General features: G+C 55.4%; 2 protein-coding genes. Both read left to right on the forward strand.

What is annotated here, in order from left to right:
* Positions 1-81 precede the first annotated feature (81 nt).
* Entirely contained in the window at positions 82-1,113 is a 1,032-nt protein-coding gene (locus L0C21_RS15515; protein ID WP_259279321.1) for a hypothetical protein, read from the forward strand.
* Positions 1,110-13,865: an SPM autocatalytic domain-containing protein gene (locus L0C21_RS15520; protein ID WP_259279322.1), complete on the forward strand. Its 12,756-nt coding sequence runs from the start codon at positions 1,110-1,112 to the stop codon at positions 13,863-13,865. Before L0C21_RS15515 ends, L0C21_RS15520 begins: the two co-directional genes overlap by 4 nt.
* The last annotated feature ends 5 nt before the right edge of the window (positions 13,866-13,870 follow it).

Genomic DNA, 13,870 nt, shown 5'->3' on the forward strand with positions numbered 1-13,870 from the left:
CCCACTTTATTGTCCGCTCCAACACTGCCCGCGCCTCGGAATAAAAGTGAGCTACCAACCAGTGAAAGAGAGGTTTTGCTCATGCAAGCGCGCAGCATCCGCGCTTCATCGACAGCCAGCCGAATTGTAGACCAGTACCAGGCCGTAGTAAGCGCAGGCAGGCAGTTCGAATCCGCAGTTGCGAACCGCGTTCCGCCATCAGGCGTCGCGGACAAGTATCGATCGCTCCTGAATAGCTTTGCCAAACTGCAGGCTGACGTCGTCGCTACATTGGATAATCCCAGCATCAGCGTGACTGATTTTGTCTTCTTAGAAAGCTGGTTTCTTGATCTATATCAAGCTGCGAAAAGTAACATCGCTGATTATGCAGTCGTCACATTCGATATAACCAGCCAAGAGTCTATACTGGAAGATACAGATCGGCTGCTATTTAGTGATGGTGCAGAACTGATTAACTTGCCACCTCACGTACGCCCCGGAGTGCGGGATGAGCGCGGCCGCCCAGTTGCATATACGCTTGACAATATGCCTCCTTATCCCAGGGGGCGGCACGCTCTGAAGCGGAGATACAAGAAGGCAGCGGATGCTTCTTCGTTTTCAATCCTGCGGCTCGAACTCGAACTGGTTAATGGCAAGCGAGCGCCGGAGATCGATCGTCTGTTTGTTGACGCACTGTTTGGCAACTTTGCTGGTTCCGCACGCAAGAGCTTAGACGTAAATCACAATTTCGTTTTAAAACCGCGAGCGCGCGCAAAGTTGGATTCCGCTGTCCAGAACTGCGAAGCGGAAATAATCCAAGTCGAATATGAAACGGCATTTACGGCTAAACGCGCCCTGGCGTTGAATGGCGTGTCCGACATATCTGCTGCACTTGCAGCCACTAACATCCTCGCTGACGCAACAGGAAACAGTGCGGCATTCTGGAGGCAGCATGCCGCCGCATTGTACTGGCAACTTCGTCTGCGCCTGGCGCAAAAGTCAATCTTACGAAGTGAGCAAAAGCAACTGCTCGATCAGCTTTGGGCTACGGGGATTGCCCAGAATAATTCTGTCATCTGGTACGCGTTGTGCAACCTTGATTACATGCGCTGCGGGCAAGGAGGCAAGAAATGACCGTTCTCTGGAAAAAAGAAAATGTGAAAATCAGCCCAGACCAGAAGTGGCATCTCCTGCCGTGGGACAACCCCTACGAATGGTCTTCGGCAGAAGAGGTTCCCGATAAGATCAGCCTCCATCCACGGTTTTTAGCATTTTCTAAAACTAAAGAGGCAATGGGAACCGTTCTCCGTTTTGATACCGCCGACGGCGGCAGAATGCCCACAGTCATGGTGACCTACGACGGGGAACTATCCAACAATCCTGTTACAGGTTTTGTCACCGGATCTATCGAGTATATCTTGTTAAATCACAAAGATCTAGGATTAACGGAAGCAATTCTAGGAACAGGTCATGGTGACTCCGATGATACACTGGTTTTTCACCTAACGGCGTCTCAAATTCGAGCGGGAGATAGAAGTGCGCCGAAATCGATAGACGCGGCCGGCCTCTACGTTGATGGAGACAATAAAAACTTCTATCGCGACGAATATAAATTTTTGAATTGGGCGCCCACCTATGTCGATAGTTTTGCAATTAAAATAGATTCGAGCGATAAAGACCTAGCCTCGCTACAGTATGAGGCAGTCCGGACTGCCGTCCATGAGTTGATACACAGGTTGACAAAGAATCATCCTTACACTCGAATTGGCTATGGCGCATCCCTTGATGCGCTGATGAAACCACTTAATCTTGATGAAATTATTAACGACGAAACTTACACGAAGACGCGCGAAGTTATGGCTCGTTTAGTACAGGCCGGCAAAATACAGCCGCCTGATGGTATAAGCAAAGCCACCATCGAGCAGGATCTTCTAAAGCACGACCAGAAGCGCTTGCAGGTAATCCAAAGACAGTATGAAATGTTCCGCAAAGGGCTATTGGTCGATAGAATTGATACGATTGCTGAGGTCAACAGCCTGTCTTATGAAAAACAGCTGGCTTTAGCTGAGCAGGGTATAATCGCGGCCGTAAGAGACAAGAATGGCGCTGTTGTAAAAAAGACTGTTAACGGTCAGGAGCAGATTGTTTTCAGGCCTCTTGATTTTGATACAGAGTTCCAAACCGGGCAGAATGCCCTTGCAGCTCTTTGGATCAAGACAAAGCAAGCGCCTTTAGGCAACGCCTTCAGTTTAATTGATACGGTTGAGACTACAACGGAACGTCAAACTCTAAAAGGAAACTTTGTCCAAATCGGCCTTGGCGGTATCGTGCGGTCCCAAGGCTTCTCTGCTTACTACGATCCGGAAACGGGTCGTCCGCTTTCCTTTGTCATCGACGGTGTTGACTTTCTCGATGGTCTTGACGCTGGCACGGCAAGCCTGATTGTAGCTGTTGCAAGCGGTTTGAAAGGTGCGATTGAAAATCCGACTCAAGCTGCCGGTGACGGAAACATCATTCTTCCGACTGGCGAAGAGATTTCCCTTGCCACAACACAAGAGGAGGGCAAGCACACCGTTGCAATATCATTTCCTAATTACGAGAGTGGGGTCAATTTAACCACTGATAGCCTAAGCCGGAAAGTCGTGATTACCCTCGACTCTATCAACGGAAAGCTGACCGAGAAGGTTCGGCATACATTTGAGAATGATCTGATTATCATCGAAAACGCGGACGGACCAACGCAAATTAGATTTCGCGATAGTCCGGTGAACATTGATTTTGTTGATGCGGGGGAAGCCATTGGTAGCGTTCTTGGGAGCTATTTAGCCAAGGGTGATAAAATTACCGGCATCGTTGCTTCGGCGGCATTAAGGACGATTGGATCCAATCTTGGTGATATTTTAAATTCGTCATTCTTCTCTCAGAGTAATGCTACTAGTAAAAATATTGAGAAGGCATTTGACGGATTTGGAGAAGAATTTTATCAAAATTTGAAGGGTGCCGCTACCGGCGCAATCAGTTCTTATTTAACAGCAGAACTCATTAACGCTATAGGTCTGGATGGATTCGCGGCGGAGCTCGCAAACTCAGCCGGGGGGGGAGTCATTGGGCAAATGGCTGCCAACCTTGCCAATGGGGCGGATATTTTTACTGGCCTAGAAGGCGTAAAATCCCTTGCTGCTATGGGTCAGGCCGTCGGCTCGTTCCTCGGTGCGAAGCTGGCCGGAGAGCTTGTGTCCTTCGACACAGTTGGAGGTCAACTCGGGGCAGCAATTGGCAGTATGCTTGGCAGTGCCGCGCTAGGGCCAATGTTGGCCAAGGGTCTGGCAGTTGTTTTCAGCGGATTCGCGGGTCCGGTTGGAGCTGCCATTGGCGCCTTTGTCGGATTTATTGCGGGAGGGCTTATTGGCTCCCTATTTGGAGGCACGCCGCGATCTGGGGCCGATGTTATTTGGGATGAGCGCAGTGGGGCTTTCACAGTTGGCAACTTGTGGTCAAAGAAGGGCGGCTCAAAGGAAGCAGCCCAGAACGTGGCTCTTTCAGTTGCTGGCACCTACAATGGCATAATGGGACTTGTTGGTGGGGTCATACTTAATCCGCAGGCTGTCCAGGCTGGAAATTATGGCATGCGGGGCAAAAAATTTGTCTATAGGCCGGTTTCTAGTCGGGATAAGGTAAACATTACGGCATCGTTCAAGGGCGAAGATGCAGCTGACAAACTTATTAATTACGGCGCATACCTTGGGCTTAGCGATACGGATTTTAAGATAGCAGGCGGCGATCTGTATCTTAAGCGTGCGCTTTACAATAGTTTGGAGTTGGCACATGGCAATGCGGAGCGGTTTGAGATTGCCGCCCTTATGGGGGACCTCAAGACGGCACAGCAGTTTGATATATATTTACAGAATTCTGTATCGATTGGAGCCTTGATCACGGCTGAGCCAGATTCGGTTTTTGCGGCAGAGTGGGCACTTGTTCTTTCCCGTGCGGTAGAGCTCGGCTTGCAGCGTCGTCACATATCAGACTGGTATGGAGGGTTTGCATTTATATTGAAGGAGGCAGGGGCGCTTGCCAGCGATGTTGAATTTCAGCTGGTTTATGATCAATTTTCGGGGCGATTGGCACGGCAGAACATAATCGGAGGCTACGTCTACCAGGACAACATTGACACGGCTGGTCAAGATATTATCGAGGGTTCTTCTGGCTCGGATGTAATCAAACTTTCAGGTGAAAACATCCTAGAGACCCAAGGCAATATAAATAATTCTATAAAAGTTAATGGCAAGGTATTTGGTGGCCAGATGACGGCTGTCGATGTTGCCAGCATTATCCAGTCTGGCGACGGTGACGATTACATTGAATCTTCTGATCGTGGCGATACGGTGCTAGGCGGAGCCGGCAATGATACCATTCTTGGTGGTAAGTTGGCTGACTGGCTGTTCGGCGGCGACGGGGACGATGTCCTCAATGCCGGTTCGAGCAGCGGCGTATCGCTTGGCGGCGACGGCAACTACCTCAACGGCGGCGCAGGCAATGATACTCTGCGCGGCCGGGAAGGCTCGGATTGGCTGGAGGGCGGAGAGGGCGCGGATACCCTGACTGGCGGTGCGGGCGGCGACATTCTTGCCGGCGGGGCTGGAGACAATGACTGGCTCTACGGTGGCGCGGGTGGCGATCAATATATCTACCGCATGGGCGATGGTGCCGATTGGATCTCCGATGATCCAGGTGAGGGCTGGTCGGCGGCGGACGACCCGATCACCGAGCGCCTTGAGCAGATCGAGAACGGGACTGTTGGCCGCGACTGGCTCGCGGATCATAACGTCTTTCGCTCCGGCGCGCCGATGGGAGGGGATGATAGTCTGGTGCTGGGCGCTGGTATCGGGCTCGGCGATATCCGGCTGATGCGCGGCGGCGCGGTTGCCGGCACGACCGACAAGGATCTGATCCTCCAGGTGATGACGACCGATGCCAGTGGCGCCCGCGTTTTCTCGGGCAACCAGATGGTCATGCGCGACTGGTTCAATAGCTTGAAGCGAGTCGAATGGTTGGTGCTGAGCGACGGGCAGGCGATCCGCATCGGTGACTTCACGTCGTTTATCGTAGGCACGGCGGGCGACGACGTGATTATCGGAAGCTACGGCAACGATTTTGTTGTGGGAGGAGATGGCAACGATATCATCGAACTGCTCCCGGGTTTTGATGTGGGCACCGGCGGTAAAGGCCGGGACTTTATCTCCGGCGATGCTCATAACGATCTCATCGTGGGCGGAGACGACGATGATCATCTGACCGGCGGCACCGGAGACGACGTCGTCTCCGGTGACAGCGGTAACGACGATATCTACGGCGGCGCGGGGCAGGATATTCTATCCGGCGGGCGTGGCAACGATTTTATCGCCGGGGGTGTTGGCGCTGATATCTTCCGATATAGCCGCGGCGATGGCCAGGATACCGTGATCGATGCATTTGCCGGAATATGGGAGGTGATTTACCAGGACGGAAGTTACGTTAACGGTTACGCTGTCGATTATGAAACAAACAAAATTACTAAAGACGATGAGGTCATCTTCGACGGGCTCGAGTGGCTGTATCGTCTGAATTTCGACTATACCTCGGATACTCTGGAGCGCTTGATTCCGGATCCTGGCGGTGCCATCGGACGGGACGGAAATGGTTATATCGATCCCGATGCCCTGGAGTTTGGTCTTGGTATTAACATCCAGGACGTAATGCTGCACCAGGATGGTCACGATCTCGTTCTGGGTATTTCAACGGAAAACAGCGAGAGCCATAGCTTTGATAGTCTGACTGACCGTATCACGCTTAAGGACTGGTACCGTACGGACAACCGGCCTATCGAGACCTTTGTGTTTACCGCAACCGGCACGCTCGATGCGGAGGAAACCAATCTGATTGGTGGAACGGATGGCGAGGATACGCTGACAGGCGGTGTAGGCAGCGACTGGATTACCGGCAACGGCAGTAATGATATCATCAGCGGCGGCTCTGGCGCGGACATTCTGGCCGGCAACGCTGGAAGCGATGTTCTGGATGGCGGCGACGGCCAGGACATCCTTTATGGCGGGGCTGGCAATGACATCCTCGAGGGAGGTGAAGGTGCCGATGTTCTGGTCGGCGGTGACGGTGAAGATACCGCCAGCTATGTTACCAATACATCTTCAATAAGGGTATACCTAGGCTACTCTCACACCAACACCTACGACGCATACAACGACACCTATGAATCGATAGACAACATTACGGGAAGTAAAAATGGAGACCGCTTGGGTGGCAATGATGGAGATAACATCATCACAGGCGGCGGTGGTTGGGATGTCATGCTTGGCAACGCTGGCGATGACACCTACTTCATTACTGAAGGCACTACGGGCACGCTTAGGATTACCGAAGGTAAATTCGTTGTCGAGGAAGCCGTCGGACGGGATGGCAAACTCAAGGATGGCTATTCAATCACGCACTGGGCTCCAACTGGTATCAATTACGCCGACGGCCGGTCCTACTGGCGTCTTCAGGTTACCGGGCCAGATGGCGAGATCGTATATGACTACGACAAATATACCGTGGTCGAGGAGAACGGCACACAGCCACCTTCACCGTCAGGCTTTATTGTTAATGAAGGTAGTAACGTGGTCGGCTGGTGTGGTGGCTTTTTGCGCACCAGTGGCCAGCAGGTAACTCGCGAGAAATTCGATTTATCCGCAGACGGCGGGCACGATGTTATTGAACTCGACACTGATATCAGCTTCTCGGATCTGAACGGCGCATGGGCCGGAGATGAACTGACCCTGAGCTTCCGTGGCGTTAGTCGGGCCATCAAGATCACTAATCAAAGAGATATCAATCAACGTGTAGAGGAAATTCAGTTCGCGGATGGCTTCAGCATCGGCCTGACCAACCTTCTCTTCGGATGGAACGTGACACTTGCCGGTACGGCGGGAGATGACACCTTCTTGGGAGGCAGTGGCAATGAGGTCTACTCCGGCCACGACGGAGATGACGCCCTGGCAGGCTATACTGGTAACGACCGACTGTATGGCGGGAGCGGAAACGACACCTTCGAGGGGGGCGCGGGAGCCGATATACTCGATGGCGGCAGCGGGTCCGACACTATTCGCTACGTGGCCTCAACGGTGGCCGTAGCCATCGATCTGAGCGCAGCCACTGCTTCAGGCGGAGAAGCGGACGGCGACACCCTCATCAGTATCGAGAACATTACCGGATCCTCGGCCCATGGCGACACTCTCTATGGTAGTATGAACAACAATACGCTTCTGGGGCTTGGCGGAAACGATATCATCGACGGTCGGGAGGGCAATGACGTCCTCGTCGGCGGCGCCGGCGATGACACCCTGACTGGCGGCCTTGGTGATGACAACATCGCCGGCGAGGATGGCAATGATATTGCGCGCGGGGGCGACGGTAAGGACCTGATCGACGGTGGTCTTGGGGCGGATCAACTCTACGGCGATGCCAGCGATGACCAGCTTATCGGCGGCGGCGATGTGGACCTGCTCGATGGCGGTGTCGGCAACGATGTGCTTGTTGGCGGCGCCGGTAACGATACGCTGTGGGGTGGCGACGGTGATGATCAACTGACCGGCGATATCGGAAACGATCAGCTTGAGGGCGGGTTGGGTAACGATACCTACCTGTTCGATGCATTGTCCGGGCAGGATGTGGTTCTCGACAATACAGGCGTCAATACCATTGCTTTCAGCGGCAATGTCGGAATCAATCAGATCTGGCTTACTAGATCCGGCGACGATCTGCAGATTTGTGTCATTGGCACTGAGACCGCCATCACACTTCAAGATTACTATGCGGCCAGCCAGGCGACACGGGTCCGGTCGATCGCGACCGCGTCCCATGTTCTTTACCTTGCTTATGCCGAACCGTTGATTGCAGCAATGCGCGAGGCGTACAATGGGCTTCCTGCTGCTTTTCCACAGCAGATCAGTGATATGCTCGACGGTTACTGGCATCCACAGGGTAAGGCAAAGCCGACGGCAGAACCTATGGCGCTCGTGACGAATGAGGACACTCCGACAGCAGCCCTACCAATCAGTGTCGTCGATCACGACGAGAATATTGTAGATTATTCGGTCGTTGCCGAGCCCCTGCACGGCATGGTCACGCTGGACTCTGCCACGGGGCAGGTCGTGTATAGTCCGACGCTGAACTACTATGGCGAGGATAGGTTCACAATCCGCGTAGTTGATGCTGACGGAAACGCTGTGGACGTCCCGGTCAGCGTGACCATCCAATCGGTCAATGATCATCCGCACGACATTTCCTTGTCCGCATCCGAGGTGGATGAAAACACCCCAGGCATGGTGATTGGTGATTTGACGGCAGCGGATGTAGATGACCCAGCCACTGACTTTGGCCAGCATATCTTCACCACAACCGACGCGCGCTTCGAAGTTGTGGGCAACCGCACCCTGAAACTGCGGGATGACGTTAGCCTCGATTATGAAGCCGAACCTGTTGTCCAGGTGACGGTGACTGCTATCGACCAGAACGGCGCTGGCCTCACCTTTACTAAAACCCTTACGATCAATGTTCGGGATCTGATTGACGTTATTCACGGCACCGAAAACCCGGAGATCCTGACCGGGGCGCAGGGCGCTGATTACATTTACGGCCATGGCGGTAACGACACAATCAATGGCCGCGCCGGCAATGACGTAATCGATGGCGGCAACGGCAATGATTTCGCTTACGGCGAGGAAGGTGACGATCTTCTTGATGGCGATGTTGGAGATGACAGGCTCAACGGCGGGATTGGTACCGATCAACTCAACGGCGGCGACGGGGCCGATCATCTCTATGGAGAGGCCGGGGCTGATATCCTGTCTGGCGACGCGGGCAACGACCAGTTGTTCGGTGGCGACGGCAACGATATCCTCCAGGGTGGCGTCGGCAACGATCGACTCGTGGGCGGTGCAGGCGTCGATCAGTTTGATGGCGGCGACGGCGTTGACGAGGTCGACTATTATTGGGCCGACGAGACCATCCAGGCTGCCCAGGGCATTGGCGTCGACCTGCAGGATAATGGCCTGAACACTGGCGGTGCTGCGGGCGAGACCCATGCGGGCATCGAGAACATTAGCGGCACCACTTATGTTGACATGCTGCGCGGCGATGCAGCGGCCAACCAGCTTCGGGGTCATGAGGGTGATGATGAGCTCGACGGACGTGCCGGCGACGATACGCTTCTAGGGGGCGCAGGGCACGACATGCTGACTGGCGGCCTGGGGGCAGACCGGCTCGAAGGCGAAGCCGGAGATGACATCATCTATGGCGGTGAAGGTAACGACACTCTGCTGGGCGGAGAGGGCAACGATACTCTCTATGCAGAGAGCGGTGATGATCTGCTGGACGGCGGTGTCGGAGGCGATGTTCTGTATGGCGGCCTCGACAATGATACTTATCTGATCCGTCGTTCGTCCGGTGCCGATACCATCTACAATTATGACCCCTCCGGCACGGACATCGATGTCATCGGTTATCAGGATGCCGAGGGCGCGATCAACGACCGGGACCTGTGGTTCTCCCGCGATGGCGACGATATGCTGATTTCCATCATCGGCACGTCGACGACTACCCGGATCGCCAATTGGTACCAGATCGCCGATCCGGACAGCCGAGCCAACTATAAGATCGATTTCATCATCGCGGGCGAGCGGTACAGCAAAACGATCGACGTTGAGGGCCTTGTCAATCTGATGGCCCAGTATACCAGGCCGGCAAATGCTGCTGCCCGAGATACCCTGTTCGCTAACCAGGCTTTCCTTGCGGACTGGAACAGCTTCTGGGGATACAATCTGCCACCCGTTGTTGATGCGATTCCTGATCAGGCCATCAATGAGGATGGGACACTGACCCTGACCATCCGAGCAACAGACGACATCACGCCCCATGCCGGCCTTCAGGTCACTGCCGTCGCAGTCAATCCATCCGACGGCGTTACGCCAGACAGCAGCCTGATAGAGGTCATCTCGGTCGGACCGGCGGACTCGAATGGGTACCGTATCCTGACCGTGCGCCCGAGAGGCAACCTTCATGGTCTGGCTGCGGTCCGCGTGACCGCGACTGACGCAGGGGGCGTCACCAGTGAAAGCCGGGTATTTCACCTGCAGGTGAGCGCTGTGCCGGACGCGGGGACCTTCCCGTGGCTGCAGAACGCGTCGGGCACTTCGGGTGCGGGCATACCGCTCTACATTGAAGCGGCTTTTCCGGATATGGACGGCTCCGAAATCCATACGGTTTATGTCGGCGGCGTGCCGCAAGGGGTTACTCTTAGCGCCGGTGTTTTCGAGAGCGCCAGCAATCTGTGGCGCCTGACGCCGGCACAACTCTCTGGCCTGAAACTGAACGCTCCGGCCGGCTGGTCTCAAGACCTGACCTTATCGGTGTTTGCCCGGTCAACTGAGACATCGACGGGTCAGTCCATCGATACGGCGCGCCAGAATATCAGCGTGGTCATCAATGCGCCGCCGACCGGCGCTCAGTGGAATGGGAGCGTGGCCGAAGGTTCAGGCAATGGGACGGTGGTCGGTACCGTTACTGGCGTCGATCCGGACGGCAGCCAGGGCCTGACCTACACGCTCTTGGACAATGCCGGCGAGCGGTTCCAAATTAACTATACCACAGGTGTCGTCACGGTCCTGAACGGCGGTAGCCTGCTCAACTACGAGAATGCTACCTCCCACACAGTTAAAGTTCGCGTGAAGGATGAATTCAATACCTATAAGGACGTTATCCTCACAATCCCGGTTGTTGACGTGAATGAAGCGAATAGCATGCCGGGTTCGTATCCCTTCTCTGTTGCCGAGAACAAACCCGTCCAGACGGTGGTCGGCCAGGTTCAGGCAACGGATGCGGATAAGACGGCACCCTACGATACCCAGCGCTACTATTTCCTCTACAACAACCAGATTAGCAGTAAATCTTTTGATAACCGCTACGTAATTGATGCCGTAACGGGCCAGATCCGTGTTAATGATCACCTGGATTACGAAGCCGTTGAATCATCGAGATCCTATACGGTTGTCGCTCGGGACAATGCAGGTGCCGGTGCGTTCCGCCAAGCGCAGAGCCAAGTTACCATTAGTATTACAAATGTGAATGAGGCTCCGACCATCGATGCAAACCAAGCCTTCTCGGTGAATGAAGGGGCAAGTAATTCAGGTGCCCCGGTTACTACTGCGCTTGCCTGGCGCGACCCCGAGGGCTCTACGACGAAGAGCCACCAATTCTCGATTATTTCCGGCGATCCCAATGGTTTCTGGGGAATCCGCAGTGACGGCAGCTTTTTCTTACACAAGGCTCTCGACTACGAGGCCATGGGAACCATCAAGTACTTCGATCTTGGGGTCCAGGTGCGTGATCCGCAGGGGGAAACCGGCACAGGTACGGTCCGGATCAACGTCTTAAACCAGAATGATCCGCCGGATCTCACAATGTCGGTGTATCGATATGCCCCGAATGTTTCGGAATTCGTTGTAACGATTCATGACCAGGATAATGCATCTGGGTTTGCGTATTACTTCGACCAGAGTCGATCCTCGAGCCACCTTATGTCACAGGACCACGAGTGGCTGAGTTCGACAACTCTCAAACTGACCTTCCGCGGTAGTGTCGACCCCGGTATGTCCATGCCTTATGTAGCAACCTTCGTTGTTACGGATCCGGGCGGGGCGAGCACGACGTATACTCATCATTTCACGATTAGCGGCCGCGATCTGAGACCTGGCGAAGATTTGCATCCAATCGTTCTTGACTTGGATGGCGATGGTGTCGAGCTGGCCGAATGGGACGTCTCCGGCATTGATTTTGATATGAACGGCGATGGCGTACGGGATCGCACGGGATGGGCCTCCGCGGACGATGGCCTGCTCGTCCTGGATCGCAACGGCAACGGGAACATTGACGATGGCTCGGAGATTTCCTTCGCGACTGACCTCGAGGGGGCGCAATCGGATCTAGAAGGCCTGCGTGCCTTTGATACCAACGGCAATGGTCTGTTCGATCAGGAAGATGCAACCTTCGGCGTGTTCCGGATCTGGCGCGATGAAAATCAGGATGGTGTGAGCCAGGCTGAAGAGCTCAGAAGTCTGTCGGACTACGGCATTACCGCCATCAACCTGATGCTCAGCCCAGGCGAGGACTATGCGAACGATCATCTTGGTAACCAGATCTACGCCTACTCCAGCTACTTCCGGGCTGATGGTTCCATCGGCACGGTCGGGGACGTGCTCCTCTCCTATCAGCCTGCCGAAACCCAAGTCGCGCCTCCGATCGTTCTCGATCTGGACGGCAATGGTCTGAACCTCGTCTCGCTGGCGGCAAGCCCTGTACTGTTCGACATGGACGGTGACGGACAGAAGGACCGCACCGGCTGGACGGGGCCGGGCGATGCCTTCCTGGTGATGGATCGCAACGCCAACGGCATTGTTGATGACATCTCCGAGATCTCCTTCGTTCAGGACTTGGCGGGAGCCAAGACTGACCTAGAAGGACTCAGAGCCTACGACAGCAATGGCGATGGTGTCTTCTCGTCTCAGGATGACCTGTTCCATGTCTTCAAGGTGTGGACCGACGCCAACCAGAACGGTCTGACGGACGAAGGCGAGCTGAAGCTGCTCTCGGATGTGAAGATCGCCTCGATCGACCTTGCCGGCAAGGCGACCGGCGCGGCCCAGCAGCCGGGCCAGAACATTCTCTACAACACCACGACGTTCACCCGGGAGAATGGCTCGATCGGCTCGGTCGGTGACGTGGGACTTGCCTATACGCAAGCAGGGACAGGCCGGACGGAAGTTGTCAATGCGGGCGAAGACGATGGCCAGATCCGGGCACCAAAGTCGCTTACCTTCGACCAGAAGGCGAAGAGCTACCTGCTCGAGACCACCAGCGGCCAGATCTCGGTGCGCCTGCGCAAGACCGACGGCATCGTCTCACCTCTGGCGGGGTCGGTCGGCGGCTATGTCGAGCTTGGCTTCAAGGACACGGTGCTGGGCTATGGCAGCACGGTGGTGCTCGACATGGACAGCGACGGCCTTGAGATGAAGCGTCGCAAGAAGGCCAGGGCTGCATTCGACATGAACGGCGACGGGGCCGCAGACGATGCTGGCTGGGTCGGCACGGGCGATGCCTTCCTCGCTCTGGATCGCAACGGCAACGGCCGGATTGATGATCTGTCCGAGATCTCCTTTGTCGGGGACAAGGCCGGTGCCCGGTCCAGCCTTGATGGCCTTAGCGCCTACGACAGCAACCGCGACGGCCTTCTGGATCAAAAGGACGCGCGGTTTGCCGAGTTCATGGTGTGGAGCGATGCCAACGGCAACGGGGTGAGCGAGAACGGCGAGCTTGTCAGGCTCGCAGACGCCGGTATCGAGAGCATCGGTTTGCAGTCGCAGGCCTATGAGGCGCGCTGGAAGCTGGACTATAACGTCGTTGCCAGCCTCGGCACTTTCACTCGGACGAACGGGCACATCAGCTCGCTCGGCGATGTTGCCCTCGGCTACCAACCGGGTGCGGCTGCGCCGGACGAGGGCAATGCCGCCAGCCTGCTGGCAGCGCTCGTCGAGCCGGAGGAGGGAAGCCTTGAGCTTCTGCGGGCCGTTGCCACGGGTATCGGCGCGGCGGCCAACGCTGACGATGTCTTTGATACCGGGGCCGCGCCGTCGGCAGCCGGACTGGCATCTGTCGAGACCCTGGTTGCGGATGCACAGGTCTCCCGTATGATCCAGGCCATGGCTCAGTTTGGTGGCGATAATAGCAGCGACCTAGAGCGGTATCGGTCGCTCGCGCCATCCGTTGAGCCCATCCGGCTCGCCACGGCGCATCAGTTCTAAGAGGA

Origin of the sequence: Pedomonas mirosovicensis (assembly GCF_022569295.1) — a bacterium.
Lineage (GTDB): Bacteria > Pseudomonadota > Alphaproteobacteria > Sphingomonadales > Sphingomonadaceae > Pedomonas > Pedomonas mirosovicensis.

Excerpts from the sequence above, each read along its gene's own strand:
- L0C21_RS15520 (WP_259279322.1), top strand. The coding sequence starts at position 1,110 with ATGACCGTTCTCTGGAAAAAAGAAAATGTGAAAATCAGCCCAGACCAG.
- L0C21_RS15515 (WP_259279321.1), top strand. The coding sequence starts at position 82 with ATGCAAGCGCGCAGCATCCGCGCTTCATCGACAGCCAGCCGAATTGTA.